Source organism: Pantoea sp. X-Soil-OKNW-556, from assembly GCF_059730695.1.
Genome location: NZ_AP035990.1, coordinates 3,741,699 through 3,767,976 on the forward strand (window position 1 = coordinate 3,741,699; position 26,278 = coordinate 3,767,976).

A 26,278-nucleotide genomic window follows, 5' to 3' on the forward strand; every position below is an offset into this window, starting at 1 on the left:
GTTATGTCAGGGCTATTTTCTCCGTTCACGCTGAAAGACGTGACGCTGCGTAACCGTATCGCGATTCCACCAATGTGCCAGTACAGCGCCATTGATGGTCTGAGCAACGAATGGCACTACGTTCATTACAGTAGCCAGGCGCGCGGCGGAGCCGGTCTGGTGATTGTTGAAGCCACCGCAGTATCACCAGAAGGCCGCATCACCCCGGCCTGTTTGGGGATATGGAACGATACCCAGGCCGAAAAACTGGCACGTATCGCGCGGGAGATTAAAGCCGCAGGCGCGGTGCCCGGCATCCAGATTGGTCATGCCGGACGTAAAGCCAGCGCCAATAAGCCGTGGGAAGGTGACGATCATATCGCGGAAAGCGACGCCAACGGCTGGGAAACCCTCTCCCCATCGGCCATCGCCTTTGGTAACAACCTGCCGCGCGTGCCAAAAGCCATGACGCTGGATGACATCAAACGCGTGCGCGATGATTTCGTCAGTGCCGCCAAACGTGCGCGTGACGCCGGTTTCGAATGGCTGGAGTTGCACTTCGCCCACGGCTATCTGGCGCAGAGTTTCTTCTCAGTCCACGCCAATCAGCGCACTGACGAATATGGCGGCGATGCCTTTGGCCGCAGTCGTTTCCTGCGTGAAACCTTTGATGCGGTTCGTGACGTGTGGCCAGAAAACCTGCCGCTGACCGCACGTTTTGGTGTGCTGGAGTTTGATGGCCGCGACGAAGAGACAATGCAGGAAGCCCTCACCCTGACCAAATACTGGCGCAGCAACGGCATGGACCTGTTGAGCGTCAGCATGGGCTTCTCTACCCCGGATGCCAATATTCCCTGGGGCAGCCCGTTTATGGCCCCGATCGCCGAGCGTGTGCGCCGTGAGGCTGACATTCCGGTTGCCTCCGCCTGGGGTATTGATACGCCGCACATCGCCAACGCCACCATTGAACAAGGTCAACTGGACCTGGTGATGGTTGGTCGTGCGCACCTGAAAAACCCGCACTGGCCGTATCATGCTGCGCTGGCGCTGGGTAAAAGTGAGCCGTCGTGGGTGCTACCGGCACCGTATGCCCACTGGCTGGAGCGCTACAGGGTCAGTGAAGGTTAAGTTTTACACTTTCCGTAGCGGCGCGATTTATCGCGCATGTTTTAAAAGACACGCGATAAATCGCGCCGCTACGGGTTGCCGCTGCGTTTGCCATCAATTGATCAATATTTCCCGCCAGATTTTGCCCGCCAATGGCGTTTTTCTTATTTACAGATAATTCTGCCTGCTTATTTATAGCTTCATTTCAAATGCTGTTTTCATTTCCTGAAATATAGAGCATTGTTATCGCTGAAAAATCGCCAAAATAGCCGATCAATCGACATGATTTATTACGTTCATAGATATTTCGCATTGTTGCCCTGAGGGTTGAGAGATCTATAATTTGCACTTTGTATAAACCGGAGTTTCCAGGAGGCCGCTATTAATACTAACCAACAGCAAAATAATGCGTTCGAGGAAAAACGTACTGATGCTGAACTGGAGTATCAATACGATCCTCACGAGCTAATTCTTGAAGGCATGGAGGATTCGGAGCCGGAGCCGGAGCTGATTGAAGGCCTGCCCGCCCCGGATGCGCTGACGCCTGCCGATCGTTATCTGGAGCTTTTCGAGCATGTACAAATGTCGCGGATATTTGCCGACAGCAAAACCTTTCCCGATTGTGCGCCGAAATATGATCCGCTGGATATTTTAATCCACTATCGCCGCCGGAAACGTTCTGCCCAATTCGATCTCACTAAGTTCGTGCATGATCATTTTTATCTGCCGCAGCACCATGAAAGTTTTTATGTATCGAACCCGGATAAAACCCTGACAGAACATATTGATGAGTTGTGGCCGGTGTTAACTAAAATGCCGCAACAACATATGCCGCACTCGTCGCTGTTGCCACTGCCGAAACCTTATGTGGTGCCGGGGGGACGCTTTGGTGAGACCTACTACTGGGATTCTTACTTCACCATGCTCGGTCTGGCGGAGAGTGGGCGCGACGACTTACTGCGCGATATGGCGGATAACTTCGCCTGGCTGATTGATAACTATGGCCATGTGCCCAACGGCAACCGCACCTATTATCTCAGCCGCTCGCAACCGCCTGTGTTTGCGTTGATGGTGGAGCTGTTTGAAGAAGACGGGATTCGCGGCGCGAAACGTTATCTCGACCATCTGATGAAGGAGTATCAGTTCTGGATGGACGGTGCCGGATCGCTGATGCCCGATCAGGCCTACCGCCATGTGGTGCGTATGCCCGATGGTTCGTTGCTGAATCGCTACTGGGACGACCGCGACACGCCGCGTGATGAATCCTGGATTGAAGATGTGGAAACCGCCAGCAAATCAAGTCGTCCGGCCAATGAGGTTTACCGCGATTTGCGTGCCGGAGCGGCTTCCGGCTGGGATTACTCCTCCCGCTGGCTGCGCGATCCCCACCGCCTGGCGAGCATTCGCACCACACAGTTCATCCCGGTCGATCTGAACGCGTTTCTCTACAAACTGGAGTTGATGATCTCCACCTTGTCGCACGCCAAAGGCGAGGAGCTGACCGCTCTGGCATGGCAGAAAAAGGCCGAAGTGCGTAAGCGTGCGATTCATCGTTATCTGTGGGATAAAACCGCCGGGGTGTATCGCGATTACGACTGGCGTCGCCAACGTTTTGGTGCCTTCACGGCGGCGGCGGCGGTGCCGCTGTTCCTCGGCTTATCGACGCCTGAGCAGGCACATTTGCAGGCGGTGGCATTGCGTCAGTTACTGTTGACTCAGGGCGGGCTGGTGACCTCAATGGTGGAAAGCGGTGAGCAGTGGGATAAACCCAATGGCTGGGCACCGCTGCAATGGATGGCAATTGTCGGGTTAAATAACTACGGCGAAGAGACGCTGGCCACGGAGATTGCGGTGAACTGGCTGACCACGGTGAAGAACTTCTATTCGCTGCATCATAAGCTGGTGGAGAAGTATGACATCAGCGGCGACCGCGCCCGTCCGGGTGGGGGTGGTGAGTATCCGTTACAGGATGGCTTCGGCTGGACTAACGGTGTCACCCGTCGCCTGCTGGCGATGTACGGACATTTACTGGCGGATTGATATCTAACAATGCGCGGTAAACCGCGCCGCTACACGATGTGTGCAAAATCCCGTAGCGGCGCGATTCATCGCGCAAGTTTTTAGCGATTTATCGCGCGGATTTTAGTTGCGCTGTAAAAACGCCAACAAATCCGCATTCAACTGATCCTGGTGCGTTACCGCAAAGCCGTGCGGACCATTCTCATACACCTTCAGCTCAGACCCTTTAATCATCTCATGCACCAGCTTACCGGTGGCTTCAAACGGGACAATCTGGTCATTGCTGCCGTGGATTACCAGCGTCGGCACATCCACTTTGGCGATATCGGCACGGAAATCAGTCTCAGAAAACGCCGTGACACAATCCAGCGTACCTTTCAGCGAAGCCAGTAACGCGATATTCAGCGTCTGGATCATCACGCCATCCGACACCGTCTGTCCGGCATTGGTGCCATAAAATGGAACCGCGAAATCTTTAATAAATTGCGCACGATCCTGACGCAATCCCGCTTTAATGCCATCAAATACCGCACTTTCCACCCCTTCAGGGTGATCGCTGGTTTTACCAAAAATGGGGGTGACTGCGCCCAGCAGCACCAGTCCTTTCACCTTCGCGGTGCCGTAACGGCCAATATAACGCGACACATCGCCGCCACCCATCGAGAAGCCCACCAGGGTGACATCGCTGAGTTGCAGATGCTCAATCAGGCCATGAATATCATCGGCAAAGGTGTCGTAGTCATAACCTTCCCACGGCTGTTCGGAGCGACCGAAGCCACGGCGGTCAAAGGCAATTACCCGGTAGCCACGTTCCGCCAGGAAATTCATCTGGCTGTCCCACATGTCAGCATCCAGCGGCCAGCCGTGGCTGAACAGTACCGGTTGGCCTTTGCCCCAATCTTTGTAGTACAGGTTCACGCCGTCTTTAGTCTTGAAAGTGCTCATAATTTTTCTCCGTCAGGTGAGTAATGTTGTGTCTCGCTAATCAAACTACCCTGCACTGCCGGAAAAACCTAAAGCAGAGATTTTGACAACTTGTTCAAACTTTTTTGCGCTTCTAAGCTGTCAAAAAAGCCTGGACAAGATGGCCGATTTTTTCCGCTATCAACCATCGGCCAGGGTTCGTAAGGTGCAGTTATCGCAACCTTATTGGAGAATGACCATGAGCCAGCCCCCAACCAACGCCCTGCGCAGCAGCGCTTTTTCCCCCTTCGCCTACGGGCTGTTTGCCCTGATTTGGACCGCCTCGGTATTGGGCAACACCGGCAGCTTTATCCGGGATGTCGCCAGCGCCTGGCTGGTGACCGGACTGTCGGATAACCCTGCCGCCGTCGCCCTGATGCAAACCGCCGCCACGTTGCCAGTGTTTCTGCTGGCGCTGCCTGCTGGTGTGTTGTCCGATATCGTTGACCGTCGCCGTTTGCTGATTGCGGTACAGATATTGATGGCGAGTGTCAGCGGCACCCTGCTGGTACTGTCACACAACAACTGGCTGACCACCGAATGGTTGATCGGTCTGACCTTCGTCGGCGGCATCGGAGCGGCGCTGTTTGGTCCGGCGTGGCAAGCGATTGTGCCGGAGTTGGTGCCACGCCATGAATTGAAAAACGCCGTGGCGCTCAACTCACTGGGGATAAATATCGCGCGCGCTATCGGACCGGCCACCGGCGGTTTGCTGCTGGCCAGTTTCGGCGCGATGGCGGCCTACGGCGCAGATGTCGCCAGTTACTTCTTCGTGGTCGCCGCGCTGCTGTACTGGAAACGTCCGGCGAAGGCCAAAACCGAACTTAACGAACACTTCTTCGGTGCCTTCCGTGCCGGGCTGCGTTATGTGCGCGCCAGCCGCGATTTACACCGCGTGCTGCTGCGCGCCGCGTTGTACTTCGCCTTCGCCAGCGCCGTCTGGGCGCTGCTGCCGCTGGTGGCGCGTAATATGTTGCAGGGCACCGCTGGGTTCTACGGTTTGCTGCTTGGCGCGGTCGGTGTCGGGGCGATTGGCGGGGCCTTGTTGTTGCCACGTCTGCGCCAGCACATGGGTAACGATGGCCTGCTGCTGCTCTCCGCCCTGCTCAGTGCGGGCGTGATGCTGGCGCTGGCAATCAGCCCGGCACAGTGGCTGGCGCTGCTGTTGATGGTACTGCTCGGCGTTGGCTGGATTATCGCCCTCACTACCCTGAACGGGGTGGCGCAGGCGGTGCTGCCGGACTGGGTACGTGGACGCGGTCTGGCGGTCTATCTGATGGTATTCAACGGTACGCTGGCAGGCGGTAGCCTGGTGTGGGGGTTGATTGCCCAGCATATCGGGCTGGCGCAGGCGCTGCTGCTGGCTGGTGGCATGTTGCTGATCACCGCCCTGCTGCTGAAACGTCTGGTGCTGCCTGCCGGTGAGGCGGATCTGCAACCAGCACAGCACTGGGCTGACCCGACGGTAAGCGGAGAAATGAACGGCCATCGTGGCCCGGTGATGATTCAGGTGCGCTATCAGGTCCCGCAGGAGGATCGTGCCGATTTCAAACGCGCCATGCGCAAACTGGCCGCCGCACGCCGCCGTGATGGTGCCTATGCCTGGGGATTGATGGAGCAGAGCGACGACCCCACCGCCCTGCTGGAGTGGTTCCTGGTGGAGTCATGGCAGGAGCACCTGCGCCAACACCAGCGCGTCTCACGCGCCGATGTGGCGCTGCAACAGGCGGTGCTGCAATATCATCAGGGTGACGAACCGCCACAGGTCAGCCACCATATCTCTATCTAATCTCAGGCTGGCAGGTAGATGTCGTGCAGCCCCGGTAGCGTGAGTAAGCGCTCACGCCACCAGTTGGCGGCATTTCCGTTGGCGCTTTCGTTCCACGCCAGATAGGCCATATCGCGTCGGCACTCGCTATCCAATTGACGCTCCACCAGCGCCCCACTGCGCAAATGCGGCTCCGCCAGATAGCGCGGCAGGTAACCGCAGCCCAATCCGGCAAGCTGTGCCTGCAACTTAGACGGAAAATCGTGCACACTGAGGGTCTTCTGTTCATCCAGTACGCGCAAATCCATCCCTGCGCCGTGGCGTGATGAATCATGCACCGTCACCGCACGATACTGACGAATTTGCTCGCGCAACAACGGTTCCGGTGCAGACGCCAGCGGGTGCTCCGGCGCAACGGCAAACACGTATTCCAGCCAACCCAACGGCTGACAGCCAATCTCTTTACGCGTGGCCGGTTCCTGCACCGCACCAAACACGATATCCGCTTCACCGTAATGCAGCGCTTCCCAGCACCCCGCCAGTACGTCATGACGGAATTGCAGCTGGGTATGCGAATGCTGCTGGTAAAACTCATCAATCAGCGGCGTCAGCAGGCTAAACGGCACCGAGGCATCGACGCTGATCACCAGTTGGCTCTCCCAACCGCTCTCCACGTAGCGCGCCTGCTGCTCCAGCTCATTCACCGCCCGCAGCAGCGTCCGGCCTTTTTCCAGCATCAGACGCCCGGTTGGCGTAAAGGTGGCACGATGACCGGAACGATCCAGCAGCGTGATTTTGAGATCGCTCTCCATCTTCTGCACGGTATAGCTGAGTGCAGACGCGGTTTTAAACAGCCGTGCCGCCGCCGCGGCAAAGGTGCCATGACGATCGAGCGCATCCAGAATCAGCAGCGCCTCGAGGTTTAAACGCATTCCAACCGCCTCCCCAAAATTTGTTGAACAACAACCCAAAAACAATCCGTTATCAATAAACGCTCTCATTTCGTATTTTTTTCCTCAACGACGCAAGCACTTTCACCAGCGAGGAATCCATCATGAATTACCCACAACAGGCTCATCACGTCACGCTGGTGATCACGCACAGCATCCAGCCGGAAAAACAGGCCGACTATGAAAAGTGGCTGGAAACCATCATGCCGCAGGCAGCCAGCTTTCCGGGACACCTCGGAGTGAACGTGCTGCGCCCGGTCCACGGCGACAACGCCTACACCGTGCTGATTCGTTTTGTCGGTATGGATGAGCTGTACGCCTGGCTGAAATCACCGGCCCGTCAGGACCTGGTCAAGGAACTCCCGGCCATCCTGGCGCAACCGGAACATATTGAAGTGCGTCCCGGCGCCGCGTTTTGGTTTACCCCGACGCAAAAAGGCCAGGTCAAACCGGCCAAATGGAAACAATACTTACTCACGCTGGGGGTGATTTTTCCCTCAGCCAACCTGGTCCCCTGGTTCTGGAATACGGTGTTGCCTGTAAGCCACGGCACGCTGTGGGGGAACTTTCTCGATAATGCCAGCGTCGTGGCTTTGGTGGTTTTCCTGTGGATGCCACTGCTGACCCGCGTGTTGAAACAATGGCTGATTGGCCGCAAAGCATAATCTGACAGGAGACGAAACATGACCACCGCTTCACTGATTTTGACCAACGGCAAATTCCACACCGTTGACCGCGCCAATCCGCTGGCAACTGCTGTGGCGATTAAAGATGGCAAATTCCTTGCCGTAGGCAGCGAAGCCGAGGTGATGCGCTTTGCCGGTAGCGATACGCAACTTATTGATGCTAAAGGCCACACCGGCATTCCCGGCCTGAACGACTCGCACCTGCACCTGATTCGCGGCGGTCTGAACTACAATCTTGAACTGCGCTGGGAAGGCGTGCCATCACTGGCGGATGCGCTACGAATGTTGCGTGAGCAGGCACTGCGCACCCCCTCGCCACAGTGGGTTCGCGTGGTGGGTGGCTGGACCGAATTCCAGTTTGCCGAACGTCGTATGCCGACGCTGGATGAAATCAACGCGGCAGCACCGGATACGCCGGTGTTTATTCTGCACCTGTATGATCGTGCATTGCTGAATCGTGCGGCGCTCAAGGTGGTGGGTTACACCAAAGATACGCCGAATCCGCCGGGCGGCGAAATCCAGCGCGACAGCAACGGTAACCCGACCGGGATGTTGATTGCCCGTCCCAACGCCATGTTGCTGTATGCCACGTTGGCGAAAGGGCCAAAATTGCCGCTGGAGCAGCAGGTCAACTCCACCCGTCAGTTTATGCGCGAGTTGAATCGCCTCGGTCTGACCAGCGCCATCGACGCCGGTGGCGGTTTCCAGAACTACCCGGATGATTATGATGTGATTTCTGAGCTGCACGCCAAAAAGCAGCTAACGGTGCGCATCGCTTACAACCTGTTTACCCAGCGTCCCGGCCATGAGCTGGAAGATTTTGAAAAATGGACCGATATGCTGAAACCGGGCCAGGGCACCAATTTCCTGCGGCACAACGGTGCGGGAGAAATGCTGGTGTTTTCGGCGGCCGATTTTGAAGACTTCCTCGAACCACGCCCTGACCTTGCACCCGGTATGGAAGATGAGCTGGAGCGTGTGGTACGCCACCTGGTGGAGCATCGCTGGCCGTTCCGCTTGCACGCCACTTACAACGAATCGATCAGTCGCATGCTGGATGTGTTCGAGAAAGTTAACCGTGACATTCCGTTTAACGGCCTGCACTGGTTCTTCGATCACGCAGAAACCATCACCGAAGCCAATATCGAGCGCGTCAAAGCGTTGGGCGGCGGCATCGCGGTGCAGCACCGCATGGCGTTCCAGGGGGAATATTTTGTCGATCGCTATGGCAAACAAGCCGCAAAACAGACGCCGCCGGTAGCGCGGATGCTGGATGCCGATGTCCCGGTGGGTCTGGGTACGGATGCAACGCGTGTTGCCAGTTACAACCCGTGGACCGCGCTTTACTGGCTGGTTTCTGGCCGCACCGTCGGCGGAATGCAACTGTATGATGATAACGCCCGCATCGACCGCGAAACCGCGCTGATGCTGTGGACCAAAGGCAGCGCCTGGTTCTCCAGCGAACAAAATGCTAAAGGAGAGATCAAAGTCGGCCAACTGGCAGATTTGGTGCTGCTGTCGAAAGATTTCTTCAGCGTGGCAGAAGAGGAGATCAAGGGAATTGAATCCGTACTGACCCTTGTTGATGGCGCTGTGGTGTATGCGGCAGGTAGCTTTACCCCGCTGGCACCGCCGCCGGTGCCGGTGTTGCCGGAGTGGTCGCCAGTGGTGACGGTGCCAGGTCATTATCGTAGCGCCCCACCGCAGACAACGGGTCGCGCCGGGATGATGCCGAAAGTGCATCAATGCAGCGGCCCGTGTGGCGTGCACAGCCATGCGCATGATGTTGCGCGTCAGTCATCGGTGCCAGTGTCCGATAACAATGCCTTCTGGGGCGCGCTGGGGTGCTCGTGCTTTGCGTTTTAAGATGGTGCGCTGTTTTGAGACGTAGCAGCGCGATTTATCGTGCTGTTAGGGCACCAGGCCAAAGCCCTGTTTGCCGTTCTTTTTAATGCTATACATGGCTTCATCGGCGCGCATCAGTGCGTCGTCGAAGCTATCCTGCACCTGTACCTGCGCAATCCCAATCGATGCGCCAATTTCTGCCGTGCCATTCCCCAGTTCGAACGGTGTGAGGGCGGCATCCAGCAGAGTCTGAGCCATGATTCTCACCTTAGGGAAGTCGATCAAAAACGGCATCAACAGCACAAACTCATCACCGCCAATACGACCAATCACCACCGAAGACAGCACCGCATCCCGCATCCGCTGACTGAGCTGCATCAACACTTCATCGCCGCTGCGATGCCCGAGGGTGTCATTGACGTGTTTAAAGTTATCCAGATCGATATAAGCAAGGCACAGCGGCCCCTGCTTTTTCATCTGACTGAAATGGGTTTGCAGCGAATGACGGTTGGTAAGACCGGTGAGCGGATCATGATTCGCCAGCGTCGATAGCTGCGCTTCATAATTCTTCTCTTTGGTCATGTCGATATGCGTACCCGTCACCTTCAACGGGTTGCCCTGCTCGTCCCATTCGCTGACGCGTCCACGATCCAGCACCCAGGTGATGGTGCCGTTTTTCGCCACCATGCGATGCAACGCTTCGTAATAAGGAGCACGGCCTTCGATATGGTCGTAGAACGCTTTCAGCACCTCATCCGCATCTTCGGGGTGCAGATGCTCGCGCCACACTTCAAACTTCGCGTTCAACTCTTTCGGCTGGAAGCCCAGCATCGCTCCCCAACGTCGGTTAAAAATCACCAATTTGCCGCTGGGGATATCCAGTTGCCACAGGCACAGCCCGGTGCCGTCCAGCGCTGCGCTCAGCTTATTGCGGGCGTCATGCGCTATACGCTTGAGTCGCGCATTATGCTTTTTCAGGTTCTGAATCTGCTGGAGCAGCGCTTCATCGGACATAATTCACGGACGGCGAGCAAATAAGGTTTATTGTGCCTGCCAGGAATATTCTGTAAATGCCCCAATTGAAAAGCCGATCAGTGGCGTTTAATCGCCATAAAATCAGATGTTATACCGTTCCGCTTGCTGATTAGCAGCAAACCACGCTGTTTTTAACTATTTCTGGTAGTGAATGAGACATATCTGCGACCGGATTAAGATTGCATTTTGGGCTGGTGCGGTTTATCCGTGGTCGCCAGCGCGCGGCCAACGGATAAATTGTGTTCTGTGACACGGATCAAGGGTTATCAGCAGCAGGGTGCTGTCATCATGAATACTAGAATGGTAGCTTAGCAGTTATCACAGAAACACGATGACGGTGGATGACATTATGCAGCTGACAATGCGTTGGTTTGGTCCGAAAGAAGATAAAGTTTCGCTGGAATATATTCGCCAGGTGCCGGGCGTGCGTGGCATCGTCGGTGCGCTCTACGATGTGCCAGTGGGTGAAACCTGGCCGAAAGATAAGATCAAAGCGCTGGTCGATCAGGCACATGCTGCGGGCCTGACCGTGGAAGTGATTGAGAGCGTCAACATTCATGACGACATCAAAATCGGCCTGCCAAGTCGCGACCAATATATTGAGAACTACAAGCAAAGCATCCGTAACCTGGCCGAAGTCGGGGTGAAGGTGATTTGCTACAACTTCATGCCGGTGTTCGACTGGATGAAGACCGAAATGAATTACGTGTTGCCGGATGGCTCCATTACTATGGCGTTCGAGAAGAAAGGTATCGATAAAAGTCTCGACGAAGTGGTGAAAGAGGTACTGGCCAGCTCCAACGGTTTTGTTCTGCCTGGCTGGGAACCGGAGCGACTGGCCAAAGTGCAGGAGCTGTTTGCTAAATATGAAGGGGTGGATGACGCAAAACTGCGTGAAAACCTGGCATATTTCCTGAAAGCGGTGATCCCGGTGTGTGAAGAGGTGGGTGTGAAGATGGCGATCCACCCGGATGATCCACCGTACTCGATCTTCGGTCTGCCGCGCGTGGTCAAAAACCGCGACGATCTCGACTGGATCTGTAATGTGGTCGATTCACCAGCCAACTGTATTACCCTGTGTACCGGCTCGATCGCTGAAGATCCGCAGAACGATGTGTATGCGATTCTGGCCGAATTCTCACGCCGCAAACGCATCCCGTTTGCCCATGTGCGTAATATCAAAATCATTCAGGACAAGGATTTCTATGAATGCGCACACCCCACCGAGTATGGCTCGCTGGATATGTATCAGGTGCTGAAGGCGATGTACGACAATGGTTTCGACGGCTATATCCGTTCCGATCATGGTCGCTTTATCTGGGGAGAAACCGGCCGCCCGGGTTATGGTTTGTATGACCGCGCACTGGGCACCACCTACCTGCTGGGACTGTGGGAAGCGCTGAGTAAGCGTTGATCCTTTTGTACTGACATGCGCGATAAATCGCGCCGCTACACAATGTTCCGTGCTGTAGCGGCGCGATTTATCGCGCAGTTTTGTTTAAACGCCCAGCGCCTCTACCTGCTCAATCGCTGCCCACAGCGTTGCAGGCGTCAACGTAACCGGCAAATAATGAATCGATTCTACCGGACGCAGCGTGTGCTGAATAACACGATCGACCTGATCGCGCTGGCGGATATCCACGTCCAACTGCGCCAGCGTGGTGGGTAAATCGAAGCGTTTATAGGCGGCAATCAGTTGCCGGGTGATGTCGTGTTGCCCCAGTAACGCGCTCTGCACCAGAATCCCATACGCAACTTTCGTGCCGTGCAGGAACGCTGCCGTTTGTGGCAGGGTCGTTAAGCCGTTATGCACCGCATGTGCCGCCGCAATCCGTGTATAGCGCTCACCAAGTCCCCCGACCATGCCGCCCCCGGCGACAATCGCGTCCACCACATCGCGGAACGCCAGCGTCAGTTGCTGCGCACGCTGGTCGCTGAGCGCGGCGGCGCTTTTCTCCAGCAAGACATCACGCAGCGTCTGCGCCACATCCAGCCCGAGCCGTACCGTCAGCGGCAGGGTTTCTGGCTGCGGTGCCAGTACCACCGCCTCGTACCACTTCGCCAGCGTATCGCCGATGCCCGCCTGCAAATAACGCGCTGGTGCCTGCAAGATGATCTCCGGTTCCAGCAACAACAGATGGTTGGCGTGGGGAAAGATTTCAAAATGCAGCGCTTCGCCTGCCTCGTTATACCAGACGGAAAGCGGCGTCCAGGCCGCGCAGGTGGCGGCGATGGTCGGTATCGTCACCACCGGCAAATTCAACCGATGCGCCAGCGCTTTGGCGGTATCCAGCACCGTACCGCCGCCGACGCCAATCACCACCTGACGATCGTTGCCTGCCCGTTGCGCCAACCGCGTGACCTCATGCGCGCTGCAATGGCCGCCAAAGATATCAACAATCGCCCCTGGCAACGTCAACGGCTCCAGCCAGTGCCGTGCCGCTGCCAGTGCCTGGCGCCCACCCACCCAGATGGCATGGCGCAGCTGATCTTCGCTGTAGTAATCACGTAGTCGGGCAATGGCGCCGGGATGTGAGTAGTAGTTGGCCGGGCCGGGTACGACCTGAATCGGATGTTCGCTCATAATGGGGTTTCCCTGAAAAAGAAACCGTTATCGTCAACCTCCGCTGCCTGCAAAGCTAATGATTTATCTGGCATTACTTATGCCTTTTCCTTGATTGCCAACCTTACGCGGAGGATGAAAAATCCGCACAGATCGCCCGCTTACCACAATAAAAATCGGCGGCGCGCCACCTGCTTATCATTCATCACCATTCGGGGAAATTGCATGAAATCATTGGCCGTTACGTTGTTATCGCTGAGCCTGATCAGCAGCTTTGCCAGTGCCGCGCAAACGTTGGCACCGCTGCCTGCGGCGTTGGCAAATCATCAGGGACCGATTCGGGTGGCAGTGATCCGCAATCTGGGTTCCGACGATAACACCACCCAGTTTGTCGCCGGAGCCATCCAGCAGGGTAAACAGTTGGGCTTTAAAGTCAGTACCTTCCTGAGTCAGGGCGACGATGCGCGTTTTCAGGACTTTGTGAATCAGGCGATCAGCCAGAAATATGACGGCATCATCCTGTCACAGGGACGCGCGCCCTACTCCACCGAGTTGGTGAAACGTATTCATGACAGCGGCATTGCGCTGTCCGTTTTTGATACATCGGTGGATAACACGCCGCCGGGCGTTACGGTGACGCAGCAGGATGACGCGTCACTGACACAACTATCGCTGCAACCGTTAATCAAAGACTTCAACGGCAAAGCCAACATCATCAAATTGTGGGTGGCGGGCTTCCCGCCGATGGAGCGCCGTCAGGCTGCCTGGGCGGAGATCAAGAAAGCCAATCCCGGCATTCATGAACTGGAGTCCGTAGGCGCGGTTTCTGCCGATGTGCAGGGCGATACCGCCAACAAAGTCGGTGCGCTGCTGGCGAAATACCCGAAAGGGAAAATCGATGCCATCTGGGGTACCTGGGATGCCTTCAGCCAGGGTGCCTATAAAGCCTTGCAGGAGAATGGACGCACTGAAATCAAACTCTACAGCATCGATATCTCCAACGGTGATTTGCAGTTGATGCGCGAAAAAAACAGCCCGTGGAAGGTCAGCGTGGCAGTCGATCCCCGGCTGATTGGTGCCATCAATATGCGCCTGATTGCGTATAAACTGGCGGGTGAAGCCACTCCGGCCAGTTATGACTTTAAAGCTTCGGCTATCCCACAATCGTTGGTCACCGGCCAACCCGGCGCGGCCAACGTGGCAGCTTTGCAAAAAGTGATCCCCGGCTGGGGCCAGAGTAACGATTTTGTCGCGCCGTGGTTTGCCACCCTGGCCGCCAAAGCGCAATGAGGTCAGCCATGACAACCTCACTCCCCACCCCGGAATACAGCCGCAACATGCGGCTGATTGGGCACAGCGTTCAGGACGGACGCCCGGATGGCGTGCAGGTGATGGTGCATCGCGGTTTTGCTTACGTCGGCCATATGGTGTCACAAGGCTTTAGCGTGATTGACGTACGCGATGCGCGCCAACCCAAAACCGTCAACTATGTCGCCGCGCCACCCGGTACCTGGAATGTGCATTTGCAGGCCCATGACGACCTGTTGCTGGTGATCAACGCGCGTGATCTGTTTGCTGATGTGCGTTTCGCGGATGAAAAGGTCTACTACACCCGCGCGGTTGGCCAGACCACGGCGGATATTCAGGAAACAAGCTGGCAATCCGGGCTGCGCATTTTTGATATTTCCTCACCGGCGCAGCCGCGTGAAATCGCCTTTCTCGCGCTCGATGGCATTGGCATCCATCGTATCTGGTATGTTGGCGGGCGCTGGGCCTATGTATCTGCGCTGATTGCGGGTTTCAGCGATTATATTTTGCTGACCATTGATTTAGCCGATCCGCAACGCCCTGCCGTCGCCGGACGCTGGTGGCTGCCGGGCATGCATACCGCTGGCGGTGAAACGCCTGACTGGCCGGAAGGGAAACGTTATGCATTGCACCACGCGATTATCAGCGGCGATACCGCTTATGGATGCTGGCGCGATGGCGGGTTGACGCTGCTGGATGTCAGCGATCGCAGCGCGCCGCAACTCATCAGCCATCGCAACTGGAGCCCTCCCTTTGGCGGAGGCACTCATACCGCGCTGCCGTTACCGGCGCGCGATCTGTTGGTGGTGCTGGATGAAGCGGTGCTGGATAACCAACAAGATGGCGAGAAGCTGATTTGGTTGTTTGATATCCGCGAACCGGCCAACCCGGTGAGCATCGCCACCTTCCCGCAACCTGATGAACGCGATTATGTGGCAAAAGGGGCGCATTTTGGCCCGCATAATTTGCATGAGAATCGACCCGGCAGCTTTGTTAGTGACACGCTGATTTTTGCCACTTACCAGAATGCTGGCGTGCGCGCATACGACATCTCCAATCCGTATCAACCCAAAGAAACGGGCGCACTGGTGCCCGCACCACCTGCACGCATGATGGACACCCGGCCCGATCGCCCACAGGTGATTCAGAGTTGTGATGTGTTTGTCGATGCGCAGGGGATAATCTACAGCACCGATTACAACGGTGGGTTATCGATTATTGAGTATCTGGGGTAGCCAACTTTTCTGCGCGATAAATCGCGCCGCTACGGAATGTTCGATAGTTTGTAGCGGCGGGATTTATCGCGCGACAGAGAGGGCTATGGCGCGGTAATCACCACCGCCACACGCCGGTTCTGCGCACGTCCCTGGGCGTTGTTATTGCTGGTCACCGGATATTTCTTTCCTAAGCCACGCGTTTCAATGTTGCTGCGCGGCAGCGATGCCCCCTCAGCCCACTGCGTTGCCACCGCGTTGGCGCGCTTCAGTGACAGCTGTTCGTTGTAACTGTCGGTGCCGTAATTATCAGTGTGACCATCAATACGCAAATGCTCAATACCGGTCGCGGCCAGATTGGTCGCCATACGGTTAATGGTAGTTTTACTTTCTGGCGTCAGTTCTGACTCATTGATACCGAACAGAATTTTGTCAGACATCCCCAGTCCCCAGCCTTCGGCATTCGGGCTGAAGCCCTCCTGACGCATAGCCGCAATTTGCTCGTCCGTGAAGGTTCTTTTTGACTGACATCCGGCGCAAGCAATGATGCACAAGAGAAGGAAAGCTTTAATTTTCATCCTGATACCTTTGTAATCCCTTTATTTTTGTACATGTGCATATCTGCACGTTCAAGAATCGAGGTCACAGAATCACCGTGTTGCGACCAGGCATAACCAATCGTCACGGACGTGGTGATATTGACGCCTGCCGAAATGGCGATCTTTTGCGTGATACTCGTTTCAATCCTGGTGGTGAGCTGCTGCAACTCCTCTTCACTGGTCATACTGGTGATCAAAATAGCAAACTCATCGCCTCCCAGACGCGCCACCAGGTCACTCTTCGTCACCAGGCCAGAGAGTCGGGAAGCGATGCTTTGCAGCACTTCATCGCCTGCGGCATGGCCCCAGGTGTCGTTAATGCTTTTGAAACGATCACCATCCAGAAACAACAGCACGAAATTTTCCTGCGCCAGTTGCTGATCCAGCAGTTGATTCAGTTTGCTGATAAATGCCGTCCGGTTTGCCAGCCCGGTCAATGGATCTTTCAGCGCTTTAGCCGCCAGTGACTTATTATCCCGCAGCAGTGAAGCTTTCAGGGTTTGCATCTCTGCCAGCAACGAGTTGAGGTCCTCGGAGAACACCTGAAACTCTTTGGTGGAACTGCCAGAAATACGTGGGGAAAAATCCCCGGAACGGATGACATAATGAATGGTGCTGGTGATATTTCTGAAGGAGGCAAGAATGCCACGATGCAAAAGCTCACTGACCAGAAACGAAACAATAAAAACGAAAATCATGCTACAGGACAGAATAATGACTGAGTATTCAATGAAATCAGCCACATTGGTTACGGTCCCCGACAGCGTCAGCGTCCCCACCACAGCATCTTCATGGGTTACATTCACCGTTAAAGGTTCGGCATAGATCCATTGGCGCAGCAGGCGCTGAAACCGGCTATCGTCATTGGTCGTATCCTGCCAGTCCACTAACACCGTTTGTTCCGACGAGACCAGTTTTGCCGCAGAGAACATCCCCTGCGAACCCAGCAGTACCACTTTTTTCTTCGCGTCATAGCTGTCTTCAAATACGGTGGCCGCAGTCAGGCTGGTACTTAACGTATTCGCGATAAGTTCGAGATTTCTTTTCTCATAACTTTTAATAAACAACATGGAGGTGGAAAAAAGTAATAACCAGCACAGCAGTAAAATAACCGCAGCATTGATGGTACTGATTTTGCGTAACTTATTCCGTATAGATGATTTTTCTGTTTTTATATCTTCGAATTTCATCTTACTGACTTCCTTTGCGAGACAGTAACAACACTTCTGAATTTACTTTCACACCGCTCCGGGCCAGTGAATCGAGATTGACAGAAAACACCGTTTTATCCTGATGGAAAATAAGGCAAAAAGCCGCGCCAATGGTACATTCCGGGTTAGTTTCAGCAATCGCCAGAACGGGTCTGTTGCTGATTTGCTCCAGCAACTGTGCCTGCTGCTGCGGGGACTGAGCGCCAAAATACACGGCATCACACTGCGCGGTTAACAGATCATTCTCGCTGACGAGATAACTCACCGTATAGCCATTGCCCGTCTGGGTTGACGGCAAAGAGAGATGCTGTGAAGAAGGCAGCACACAGAGTTTCGGCAGACGTTCCAGACCCGGCCAATGCGTAAAGCTGATAATCCCGCTGACAATGCGATTCGCAGCGTCGTCTTGTGCAGCGACGGCACGCGAGGGCATTAAAATAAACAGGAAGATACAAGGGAGAGAGATAATGAACATCCTGGTCAGGGTAATAACCGACATAAAGGAATGCATTCCACTCGGGATGCGGAGTTTTTCTGATTTTATTGGCATACATCCATCCCTGAAGGTTATGGGTAAAATTTTACCATCGTCGTCGAAATATGAATAGATCCCGGCCATTACCCTAAGAGAAATAACGCAGAACTGGGGCAAATTGTACCGGGTATTGTGGCGAAGGTTTGGTAATTATTGGTCCTGACAGCAAACAAAAATATAATGATTAAATGGATCGATTTATAATATTAAAAAATAAATTTTTCATGTAGTTAATGGCAAAAAACAGATCCATTTTAAAATTTATAAATGCCGAAAAGGACAGTTTCCCGCGATTTTATCGGATTTTTCTGCCTCACCAACGAAAACCGCCAGTCACAAATGACTGGCGGTTTCGGCGTTAGCGCTTAATCAATGCCCGCAGTATGTAACCGGCAATGCGCGGATTCTCCTGCAAACGTCGGGTGCTGTAACCATACCAGTCGGCACCATAGGGCACATACACCCGCACAGCAAAGCCGAGGGCATGCACTCTGGCACGTAGGGTTTCACACACACCCAGCAGCATCTGAAATTCAAAAGCATCAGGCGCAACATGTTGCGCTTTTGCCAGGGCAACCACCGCGTCAATCAACGCTTCGTCATGTGTCGCGACACTGACAAACAGCCCTTCAGCGAAGCAGCGCTTAACGTGAGCGAGGTAATGGGGATTGATCGCCGAGCGGTCCCGACTGGCTTCAGCCACCAGGAACTGCGGGTCTTCCTGATAAATGCCTTTGCAGATACGTAAACGGCTGCGTGTGGCCATTAACTGATTGATATCCGCATAGCTGCGCTGCAAGTACGCCTGAACGGCAATCCCCAGATCGGGATAGTGCGGCTGCAAACGACTCAACAGATTCAGCTCTTTCTGCGTGCATTGCAGATCTTCCATATCCAGTGTGGCGGTTTTTGCTACCTGTGTCGCCTGCGTCAGGATCTGCCGGATACGCGCTTCGCACTGCGCTTCATCATTCAGTAACCCTAAAGCCGAAGGTTTAATCGATAATTCAGCGTCAAGATTATTGGCAGCAATAGCGGCAATAGCCGTGGCATAGGCGGCGTTCATCGCATCGGCTTCAGCAGCAGAAGTGGCAGATTCGCCCAGCACATCCAGCGTCACGCCAAACCCGGCACGATTCAGGTTTTGAATGACCTGCAACGCCTCTTCCAGGGTGGAACCGGCCAGATAACGCGTGGACAAACGCTTAACGATAGCGCGTGGAATAAAAGGCAGACTACGGGCAACTAACACATCAATAAAATGCATTTTCTGGTTCTCAGACAATAGATTACCTGATTCAGCACAACATGCGCAGAATCCGGGCACAAACGTGTCTCCCGATACTTTAAGCATCGGTCACGCATCAGATGAGCAATGACCGCGCGTTACGCGCGTAGCTCAGAGGTGTGCAGTTGTCAGAGGAGGCCAGGCAGCAGCATTCACAGTGCAATGTTTCCTGTCAGGTCATTGGAACAAAGAAGGCTGGCAGATTGCGCGAGTTTGCTGTGTTCTGTCAACCCGGCTGATTGCCCTGATTGTTATAGGGGGATAAATTTAATTGGTTACTAATTTAAACGTTATTTAACAGATATTACCAATGAAAAAAAACCTTATTTTATTTTCTGATATATCAGTTTGAAAATTTAAAAACTCCTATAAAACAACACAAAGGATAAATTTAAACGAAGCGACGATAAAAATTACCCACTTCCACTTGTGCAAAACAAATAATTATCAACTATAGATATGATTCACTAAAAAATTCCCCGCTGTTTATACCCTAAATAACACGACATGGAGGGTGTATGGCTACGCCTGAAAGTAAGAAAGTTGGATTAGTGCCTGTAACATTAATGGTGGCTGGCAATATCATGGGTTCCGGCGTTTTTCTGTTGCCCGCCAGCCTTGCCAACACCGGTGGCATCGCCATTTACGGCTGGCTGGTGACCATTATTGGCGCGCTGTCATTATCGATTGTCTATGCCAAAATGTCCTCGCTCGATCCCAGCCCTGGTGGCTCTTATGCTTATGCCCGACGCGCTTTTGGTCCATTTTTAGGCTACCAGACCAACCTGCTTTATTGGCTGGCCTGTTGGATTGGTAATATTGCGATGGTGGTGATAGGTGTCGGATATTTAAGTTATTTCATCCCGGCATTAAAAAACCCACTGGTACTGACCTTTACCTGTATTGCGGTTCTTTGGTTGTTCGTGATTTTAAATATTGTTGGCCCACGGATGATTACTAAAGTGCAGGCTGTTGCCACCGTGTTGGCATTATTTCCTATTTTGGCCGTCGCCATCTTTGGCTGGTTTTGGTTTAGCGGTGCCACTTATATGAGCGCGTGGAATGTCAGCGGACAGGGTACGTTTGGCGCCATCCAAAGTACCTTAAGCGTGACGCTCTGGTCATTTATTGGCGTCGAAAGTGCCTCAGTGGCAGCCGCCGTGGTGGAGAATCCCAAACGTAACGTACCGATAGCCACCCTTGGCGGAGTGCTGATTGCGGCAGTGTGCTATGTCCTTTCCACCACAGCGATTATGGGCATGATACCCAATGCTGATTTGCGCGTGTCCGACTCGCCCTTTGGCGATGCGGCACGCATGGCACTGGGGAATACCGCGGGTGCACTGGTGACCTTCTGTGCCGCCGCAGGTTGTCTGGGATCGTTAGGTGGCTGGACCCTGCTAGCCAGCCAGACCGCGCAGGCCGCCGCCAATGATGGTCTCTTCCCGCCGATATTCAGCAAAACCAATAAACAGGGCGTACCGGTCGCCGGGCTGGTGATTCTCGGCATTCTGATGACGATATTTCAGCTGACCACCATTTCCCCCAATGCCACCGCCCAGTTCGCCCTGGTTTCTTCCGTATCGGTGATTTTTACCCTTGTCCCTTATCTCTACACCTGCGCCGCCCTGCTGCTGGTGGGACATGGTCATTTGGGTAATCAACGTCCTGCCTATGCTGGCATCACCCTGCTCGCGTTCCTGTATTGCATCTGGGCAGTGGTGGGTTCTGGTGCCCAGGAAGTCATGTGGTCCTTTGTCGCCCTGATGGTGATCACCGCGATGTATACCATCAACTACAACCGCCGCCATAAAAACCCCTATCCCCTTGATGCCCAGCCGCAGAACGACTAAACAAGGAGTCAACGATGTTAGATATGAGCCAACATAAGAAACGCACCGTGCTGGTGGTAGACGACAGCATTGTTGCCCCCAATACCACCGGTGGTCGCGCTGTGCTGGAGCTGATTGAAGCACTGGAAGAGAACAATCTGGCGGTCATTGGCTCAGCCAGTTTTACCGATGCCGTCGCCACCATCATGTCTGATTCATCGGTGTGTTGCGTGTTTGTCGACTGGACCTTAGGTAAAAATGACGACGATACCCACCGTGAGGCCTTTACTCTGTTGCAGACCATTCGTCAGCGCAATCGTGAAGTGCCGGTATTACTGATGGCTGAACACTCCTGCATCGATTCACTCAATCTCGATGTCCTGCAACTGGTGAATGAATTCGTCTGGATGCTGGAGGATACCGCGGAATTTATTGCCGCCCGCGCCATCACGCTGATTGATCGCTATTTTGACCGCCTGCTGCCCCCCTTTACCAAAGCGCTGTTTAATTACACCCAGCACTCCCCGGAATATTCATGGGCAGCGCCGGGGCATCAGGGAGGGATTGCCTTTACTAAAACCGCCGTGGGCCGTGAGTTTTATGACTTTTTCGGTGAAAACCTGTTCCGCACCGATACCGGTATTGAACGCGGTTCTCTGGGTTCGTTGCTGGATCACGCCGGACCAATAAAAGACTCTGAAGCCTATGCCGCACGGATATTTGGCTCGCATCAAAGCTATTCAGTGCTGAACGGCACCTCCGGTTCCAACCGCGCCATCATGGCAGCCGTGTTGGGCGATAAAGAGTTCGCCCTGTGCGATCGCAATTGCCACAAATCGATCGAGCAAGGATTGGTGATGAGCGGTGCGATCCCGGTCTTCTTCGTACCAACACGTAACCGCTTCGGCATTATTGGCCCGATCCCCCGGCGTCAATTCGAACCTGCCGCCATCCGGGAAAAAATCAAACATCATCCGTTTGCTGAACTGGCAGTTCACGATAAGCCGGTGTACGCGGTGGTCACCAACTGCACCTACGACGGTATGTGCTATCACGCCAGCGTTGCGGAGGCGCTGTTGGCCGAGAGCGTTGATCAGATCCACTTCGATGAAGCCTGGTATGCCTATGCCCGCTTCAATCCATTCTATAAAGATCGCTTCGCGATGCGCGGCGATCCCGCCGATCACGATCCTTCCGGACCGACGGTGTTTGCCACGCATTCAACGCATAAATTACTTGCGGCACTGTCGCAGGCATCGTGGATTCATGTGCGCAACGGCAAAAAGCCGGTCGAGCATTCGCGTTTTAACGAATCCTATATGTTGCAGGCTACCACTTCCCCGCTCTACGCCATCATCGCCGCAAACGAAGTTGGTGCCGCCATGATGGACGGCAAGCAAGGGGAAACCTTGACCCAAGAGGTGATTAACGAAGCGGTCGATTTTCGCCTCGCGTTGGCAAAGGTCAATGCGACCTACAAATCTCGTGGGGAGTGGTTTTTCGCCCCGTGGAACGCGACCGAAATCACCGATGCCGCCAGCGGTAAACGCATTCCGTTTGTTGATGCTTCACGCCAACAGTTGGTTAGTGATCCCAACTGCTGGGTACTGAAACCTGGCGAAGCCTGGCACGGTTTTGGCGATCTGGAGGAGGAATGGTGTCTGCTGGACCCCATCAAAGCCGGCATTTTGTGCCCCGGAATGGGTGATGATGGTGAAATGCAGGCAAGTGGTATCCCTGCTGCGATGCTGACGGCCTTCCTGAGCCAGCATGGCATTGTCCCTTCACGTACTACTGACTTTATGGTGTTGTGCCTGTTTTCGGTTGGTGTGACCAAAGGAAAATGGGGCACGCTGATTAACGTTTTGCTGGAATTTAAGCAGCATTATGATGCCAATACGCTGCTGGTAAGCTGCCTGCCTGACCTGGTTGCTGGCCATGAAGATCGTTACGGCAAAATGGGCCTGAAAGATATTTGTGATGAGATGTTCGCTTATATGCGCACCAGCCAGATGGATCGCCTGCAATCGGAAGCCTTTGGCAAGCTGCCACAACCGGTGACACTACCGCGTGACGCGTTTCAGAAGCACATGGCTGGTCATTGCGAGCAGTTACCGCTGACGCAACTGGCCGGACGAACCTCCGCCGTCGGCGTTATACCCTATCCTCCCGGTATCCCAATCGTGATGCCTGGGGAAAGCTTTGGTGAAGCAGACGGCCCGTGGCTCAGTTATATCCGCAGTATTGCCGAATGGGGCGAACGCTTTCCAGGCTTCGAGAAAGAGCTGGAAGGCGCGGAAATGAAAGACGGTGTTTATCACATCTGGGTATTAAAGCCGTAGCAGTGAATCATGCCTGGTCGGTGTAACGACCAGGCAATCCTTCGCCACATCTGAGTGCGACCAGGAATTATCTTGGTCATCCATTCCACTATCTGATTTCAAAATATTTCAACAGCCACAAGAATACCGGGACTACATCTCAATGGAATGAAAAATCGTGAAGTTAAATCAATTAGCTATGGGGATCACCCTGGCACTTTCCCCGCTGCTGCTTACAGGTCATGCAAGCGCCAGCAGCTCTCCGTGGTGGGAAGAATTTAGCAGCAATGCCGGGTTTATTGAGGCGCTGCCGCATATTGGCACCAGCCTGGAAGAATTACGTCAGGATACGGAGAAAGGACTTCGAGATTCGTTCGATAGCCGCACACCTTTGTTCTGGCTGAAACGAACGATGGAGATGTACCCTCCCGGGTTCCCGGATCGTTACAATATGCCGGTGGCCCACCATGAAACCAAAGATTGGATCAACGCGCCTTATGCCACCATGGGTCGTGGTATTTTCTTTTTTACCCGAACCTTTGGCGAAGCCGGGCAAAATATCACCGTGAGTGTTGGCAATATCCCTGCGGGCGCAAAGTGCTATGCGGCGACTGGGCGTGAGTTTGCGGATAAAGATGCCATGTATCTGGATCAACAACAATTAACCGCGCAAAGCGACAACACCTACACGTTTAAAAAATCCGGCGTTTTATTATTAGGCTGTGGTGATCCGGATAAACAACAAGTGAGCGAATTTGTTCCCTTTAAAATAAATGGCGGCAGCAACAGCCATTTATTTATTTTAGGGCAGAGTCGCCAAAGTGATTGGGCGGGAAGTAAAACGGTTGCAGGTAAATTTGGTTTTGCGCTCTTATATGACGGGCATGCAAACACGGTAGTTCCGAACAGAATCGCACAGCAAACCGATGAAATGGTTGGCAAAGTATTGGGTGACAACCTGCGTGTCGCGGCGCTGTACGAAAAGATCAATGGTATGGATGGCACAGAATATCTGTTCACCTCCCCCAGGGGTTCGATGTTCACGAATTACGATAACTGTTGCTTCGCGGATTATCGCAACGGTTATATCGGTGTCGGCTTCCATGCCAATCGCATGAATGATAAGAACGGCGATAACTGGGGAGTCTGGCATGAAATTGGTCATGAGTACGAGCCGATTAAAGAGGCATTTAGTACCTTCTCTGAAATCCAGGTTAACCGCTATTCCATTGAAGCCTGCCAAATGTTTAAGGGTCGCGAAGTTCCCCTGAACCAGTGCCATGTCGATATTTCTCCTGAAGAGGGTATCTGGGACAAGCAGGCAGTGGCTAACTTTATTGCTTCCGGCATGCATTATCCAGATTACAGCGCCATTAATAACCTCTGGAAGCAACTCAACTTCTTTTCACGTTTACGCTTCTCGTATGGTGAAGATTTCTTCCCTCATGTTAACCAAAGGCGTTTGAAGGCAATTCAGCAGGCACCAGGCACTACCATCGCAGAAAAGACCGATTCCGTTATAGGTTCAAAACAAAAGGTCATCGACTTTAGTGTGGTGGCTTACAGCCAGGCTGCCGGGCAGGATTTGCGCCAGTACTTCACGCAGTGGGGACTGAATTTCAGCGCCCAGGCTGGACAGAAAGTTGCTGATCTCAAACTACCACAACCAGGTGAAGAGCAAGGCGAGCAGCCGGCACCCCAGGTGAATCTGAGTCGGGACAACATCGTCGCTGTCGCAACTTACAACAATGGTTTTGGTTATAGCGTCACCGCCAGCAGCGACCAGAATGATGTCAGCTATCAATGGAAGCGCATTGATGGCGATGCGCGTATCTACACCAAAACCAACAACACCGCGACAGTGGAGGTGGTGATTCCTAAGAATGTGGCTAACGTCTCTACGCGTTTTGAAGTTACGGCGAGCAGTAAGCACGGAAGCGACAGAAAAACGCTGACCGTCTCCGCCATCGCGCCAGCAGTCGACATTATCGGCCCGGTAAGTATGGATTCGACTTCACCGGTTCAACTGGAGGCGCAGGCTAACTTTGAACAAGCCAGTTATGACTGGTCACTGTTAAAAGGCAACCAGGTTGTTACCGCAGGAATTGACCAACATGGGCAGGTGAAATCCGGTCTGGAAGCCGGTAGCTACACCGTAAAAGTGACCGCAACCAGTGTCGCAGGTGCACGCACCGCCTCACAAAACCACACCATCAATGTGACTACGCCGGTACAGAATAGTGATCAGGCATTTGTCACCGCTGCGAAGCTGAAGATGATTGCCAATGACAAAGGTGAAAACATGGTCTTTAGCGGCGGCGTCTCCTCTGACGTCACCGCAACCAGCACCCCGTCTTATCGCTGGACCTTACCCGCTGTTGCTCACGGTGGCACTAACGGCTGGGCTAACCAAAGTTTCACGGTGACAAAAACCACTCAGCCACAAACCCTGAAGGTTAAAGTGAGCGTCACCGCAGGTAACCATAGTCGCGATCTGGAGGAGGAAATTACGGTTCCGGCTATTGCGAACGGAGGTAGCGATTACCCAGCCTGGGTGTATGGCACCCGTTATGCGAAAGGTGATGTGGTGAAACATGACGGTAAGTTGTTTGAGTGTACCGTTGCCGGCTGGTGCAGCCAGACGGGCCAGTGGTCACAGATGCATTATGAGCCAGGTAAAGGAATCAGTTGGACTCAGGCGTGGAAATACCATTAATCCTTGCTGATTCGTTGCCCTGAGCAAAAGGTTTGTTCTGGCCCAAAAAGCAAAAACCCAGCCATAAGGCTGGGTTTTCTGAATAGTGGTGCCCGAACCCGGAATCGAACCAGGGACACGGGGATTTTCAATCCCCTGCTCTACCGACTGAGCTATTCGGGCAACGGGGCGCATTAAACCCTAACCAGCCCGTACCGTCAAACGCTTTTCAGCGAAATGCAACTGACTGCCGTCTTTTGCAGCAACCAACGGACTAAGTGGTAAAAATTCATGTCCAGTCACGCTTTTTCGGTGGATTTTTAATCGATCGCGCCGATAACCGAACTGATACCATACCAA

19 protein-coding genes and 1 tRNA gene are annotated in these 26,278 nt (G+C 53.9%); 11 read left to right on the plus strand and 9 right to left on the minus strand.

Annotated elements, in window-relative coordinates; genetic code table 11:
• The first annotated feature begins 3 nt into the window (after positions 1–3).
• Positions 4–1,107 (plus strand): NADH:flavin oxidoreductase/NADH oxidase, encoded by a 1,104-nt coding sequence (locus AC6I8T_RS17410; RefSeq protein ID WP_208723631.1) that lies wholly within the window; start codon positions 4–6, stop codon positions 1,105–1,107.
• 360 nt (positions 1,108–1,467) lie between these two features.
• On the plus strand, positions 1,468–3,126 hold the full coding sequence (gene treF, locus AC6I8T_RS17415) for an alpha,alpha-trehalase TreF (protein ID WP_497834309.1): 1,659 nt from the start codon (positions 1,468–1,470) through the stop codon (positions 3,124–3,126).
• Between the two features lie 102 nt (positions 3,127–3,228).
• Here the strand turns inward: treF and AC6I8T_RS17420 are convergent, their stop codons facing one another.
• Positions 3,229–4,050 carry an alpha/beta fold hydrolase gene (locus AC6I8T_RS17420; RefSeq protein ID WP_415174922.1) on the minus strand — a complete coding sequence of 274 codons (822 nt, stop codon included), beginning with the start codon at positions 4,048–4,050 and terminating at the stop codon, positions 3,229–3,231.
• Between the two features lie 217 nt (positions 4,051–4,267).
• Here AC6I8T_RS17420 and AC6I8T_RS17425 point away from each other — a divergent pair, with 217 nt between their 5' ends.
• Positions 4,268–5,857: an MFS transporter gene (locus AC6I8T_RS17425; RefSeq protein ID WP_036625608.1), complete on the plus strand. Its 1,590-nt coding sequence runs from the start codon at positions 4,268–4,270 to the stop codon at positions 5,855–5,857.
• A gap of 2 nt (positions 5,858–5,859) precedes the next feature.
• On the opposite strand, the gene AC6I8T_RS17430 is transcribed toward AC6I8T_RS17425, so the two are convergent.
• Complete coding sequence (locus tag AC6I8T_RS17430) at positions 5,860–6,768, minus strand: LysR family transcriptional regulator (protein WP_208723629.1); 909 nt, start codon at positions 6,766–6,768, stop codon at positions 5,860–5,862.
• A gap of 122 nt (positions 6,769–6,890) precedes the next feature.
• Here AC6I8T_RS17430 and AC6I8T_RS17435 point away from each other — a divergent pair, with 122 nt between their 5' ends.
• Together AC6I8T_RS17435 and AC6I8T_RS17440 are read left to right on the plus strand one after the other, a co-directional pair.
• A complete protein-coding gene (locus AC6I8T_RS17435) occupies positions 6,891–7,451 on the plus strand; it encodes an antibiotic biosynthesis monooxygenase (RefSeq protein ID WP_021183385.1) in 561 nt (186 codons plus the stop codon).
• A gap of 18 nt (positions 7,452–7,469) precedes the next feature.
• Positions 7,470–9,338 carry an amidohydrolase gene (locus AC6I8T_RS17440; protein ID WP_208723628.1) on the plus strand — a complete coding sequence of 623 codons (1,869 nt, stop codon included), beginning with the start codon at positions 7,470–7,472 and terminating at the stop codon, positions 9,336–9,338.
• A gap of 45 nt (positions 9,339–9,383) precedes the next feature.
• On the opposite strand, the gene AC6I8T_RS17445 is transcribed toward AC6I8T_RS17440, so the two are convergent.
• Positions 9,384–10,331 (minus strand): sensor domain-containing diguanylate cyclase, encoded by a 948-nt coding sequence (locus AC6I8T_RS17445; RefSeq protein WP_208723627.1) that lies wholly within the window; start codon positions 10,329–10,331, stop codon positions 9,384–9,386.
• 370 nt (positions 10,332–10,701) lie between these two features.
• Between AC6I8T_RS17445 and uxuA the strand changes: the two genes are divergently transcribed.
• The gene (uxuA, locus tag AC6I8T_RS17450; RefSeq protein WP_036625611.1) at positions 10,702–11,766 is read left to right on the plus strand and encodes a mannonate dehydratase; all 1,065 of its coding nucleotides are present in this window, start codon (positions 10,702–10,704) and stop codon (positions 11,764–11,766) included.
• Positions 11,767–11,850: 84 nt separating this feature from the next.
• Here the strand turns inward: uxuA and AC6I8T_RS17455 are convergent, their stop codons facing one another.
• Complete coding sequence (locus AC6I8T_RS17455) at positions 11,851–12,936, minus strand: oxidoreductase (protein ID WP_208723626.1); 1,086 nt, start codon at positions 12,934–12,936, stop codon at positions 11,851–11,853.
• Between the two features lie 204 nt (positions 12,937–13,140).
• Between AC6I8T_RS17455 and AC6I8T_RS17460 the strand changes: the two genes are divergently transcribed.
• Together AC6I8T_RS17460 and AC6I8T_RS17465 are read left to right on the plus strand one after the other, a co-directional pair.
• A complete protein-coding gene (locus AC6I8T_RS17460) occupies positions 13,141–14,205 on the plus strand; it encodes a sugar ABC transporter substrate-binding protein (protein WP_208723625.1) in 1,065 nt (354 codons plus the stop codon).
• An 8-nt stretch (positions 14,206–14,213) separates the two neighbouring features.
• Positions 14,214–15,458 carry an LVIVD repeat-containing protein gene (locus AC6I8T_RS17465; protein WP_208723624.1) on the plus strand — a complete coding sequence of 415 codons (1,245 nt, stop codon included), beginning with the start codon at positions 14,214–14,216 and terminating at the stop codon, positions 15,456–15,458.
• 83 nt (positions 15,459–15,541) lie between these two features.
• Here AC6I8T_RS17465 and yfiB read toward each other — a convergent pair whose 3' ends face one another.
• From yfiB to AC6I8T_RS17485, 4 genes are all read right to left on the minus strand, one after another.
• On the minus strand, positions 15,542–16,015 hold the full coding sequence (yfiB, locus tag AC6I8T_RS17470; RefSeq protein ID WP_036625454.1) for an outer membrane lipoprotein YfiB: 474 nt from the start codon (positions 16,013–16,015) through the stop codon (positions 15,542–15,544).
• Positions 16,012–17,226, minus strand: coding sequence for a diguanylate cyclase DgcN/YfiN (gene dgcN / locus AC6I8T_RS17475; RefSeq protein ID WP_208723623.1), 1,215 nt, complete (start codon positions 17,224–17,226; stop codon positions 16,012–16,014). Before dgcN ends, yfiB begins: the two co-directional genes overlap by 4 nt.
• Position 17,227: 1 nt before the next feature.
• On the minus strand, positions 17,228–17,797 hold the full coding sequence (gene yfiR, locus AC6I8T_RS17480) for a regulatory sequestration protein YfiR (RefSeq protein WP_208725545.1): 570 nt from the start codon (positions 17,795–17,797) through the stop codon (positions 17,228–17,230).
• 343 nt (positions 17,798–18,140) lie between these two features.
• The gene (locus AC6I8T_RS17485) at positions 18,141–19,067 is read right to left on the minus strand and encodes a proline dehydrogenase family protein (RefSeq protein ID WP_497834183.1); all 927 of its coding nucleotides are present in this window, start codon (positions 19,065–19,067) and stop codon (positions 18,141–18,143) included.
• Between the two features lie 521 nt (positions 19,068–19,588).
• Here AC6I8T_RS17485 and adiC point away from each other — a divergent pair.
• From adiC to AC6I8T_RS17500, 3 genes are all read left to right on the plus strand, one after another.
• Positions 19,589–20,923 carry an arginine/agmatine antiporter gene (gene adiC / locus AC6I8T_RS17490; RefSeq protein ID WP_497829521.1) on the plus strand — a complete coding sequence of 445 codons (1,335 nt, stop codon included), beginning with the start codon at positions 19,589–19,591 and terminating at the stop codon, positions 20,921–20,923.
• 14 nt (positions 20,924–20,937) lie between these two features.
• Positions 20,938–23,244, plus strand: a complete 2,307-nt coding sequence (locus AC6I8T_RS17495; protein ID WP_208723619.1) for an Orn/Lys/Arg family decarboxylase — start codon at positions 20,938–20,940, stop codon at positions 23,242–23,244.
• A gap of 157 nt (positions 23,245–23,401) precedes the next feature.
• Positions 23,402–25,939 carry a M60 family metallopeptidase gene (locus AC6I8T_RS17500; protein WP_497834184.1) on the plus strand — a complete coding sequence of 846 codons (2,538 nt, stop codon included), beginning with the start codon at positions 23,402–23,404 and terminating at the stop codon, positions 25,937–25,939.
• A gap of 86 nt (positions 25,940–26,025) precedes the next feature.
• Here AC6I8T_RS17500 and AC6I8T_RS17505 read toward each other — a convergent pair.
• Positions 26,026–26,101 (minus strand) — tRNA-Phe (locus tag AC6I8T_RS17505).
• Between the last annotated feature and the right edge of the window lie 177 nt (positions 26,102–26,278).

Bases quoted from the DNA above. Each gene is read 5' to 3' on its own strand.
- AC6I8T_RS17410 (WP_208723631.1), top strand. From the start codon at position 4: ATGTCAGGGCTATTTTCTCCGTTCACGCTGAAAGACGTGACGCTGCGT.
- AC6I8T_RS17420 (WP_415174922.1), bottom strand. From the start codon at position 4,050: ATGAGCACTTTCAAGACTAAAGACGGCGTGAACCTGTACTACAAAGAT.
- AC6I8T_RS17425 (WP_036625608.1), top strand. From the start codon at position 4,268: ATGAGCCAGCCCCCAACCAACGCCCTGCGCAGCAGCGCTTTTTCCCCC.
- AC6I8T_RS17430 (WP_208723629.1), bottom strand. From the start codon at position 6,768: ATGCGTTTAAACCTCGAGGCGCTGCTGATTCTGGATGCGCTCGATCGT.
- AC6I8T_RS17435 (WP_021183385.1), top strand. From the start codon at position 6,891: ATGAATTACCCACAACAGGCTCATCACGTCACGCTGGTGATCACGCAC.
- AC6I8T_RS17440 (WP_208723628.1), top strand. From the start codon at position 7,470: ATGACCACCGCTTCACTGATTTTGACCAACGGCAAATTCCACACCGTT.
- AC6I8T_RS17445 (WP_208723627.1), bottom strand. From the start codon at position 10,331: ATGTCCGATGAAGCGCTGCTCCAGCAGATTCAGAACCTGAAAAAGCAT.
- uxuA (WP_036625611.1), top strand. From the start codon at position 10,702: ATGCAGCTGACAATGCGTTGGTTTGGTCCGAAAGAAGATAAAGTTTCG.
- AC6I8T_RS17455 (WP_208723626.1), bottom strand. From the start codon at position 12,936: ATGAGCGAACATCCGATTCAGGTCGTACCCGGCCCGGCCAACTACTAC.
- AC6I8T_RS17460 (WP_208723625.1), top strand. From the start codon at position 13,141: ATGAAATCATTGGCCGTTACGTTGTTATCGCTGAGCCTGATCAGCAGC.
- AC6I8T_RS17465 (WP_208723624.1), top strand. From the start codon at position 14,214: ATGACAACCTCACTCCCCACCCCGGAATACAGCCGCAACATGCGGCTG.
- yfiB (WP_036625454.1), bottom strand. From the start codon at position 16,015: ATGAAAATTAAAGCTTTCCTTCTCTTGTGCATCATTGCTTGCGCCGGA.
- dgcN (WP_208723623.1), bottom strand. From the start codon at position 17,226: ATGAAATTCGAAGATATAAAAACAGAAAAATCATCTATACGGAATAAG.
- yfiR (WP_208725545.1), bottom strand. From the start codon at position 17,797: ATGCCAATAAAATCAGAAAAACTCCGCATCCCGAGTGGAATGCATTCC.
- adiC (WP_497829521.1), top strand. From the start codon at position 19,589: ATGGCTACGCCTGAAAGTAAGAAAGTTGGATTAGTGCCTGTAACATTA.
- AC6I8T_RS17495 (WP_208723619.1), top strand. From the start codon at position 20,938: ATGTTAGATATGAGCCAACATAAGAAACGCACCGTGCTGGTGGTAGAC.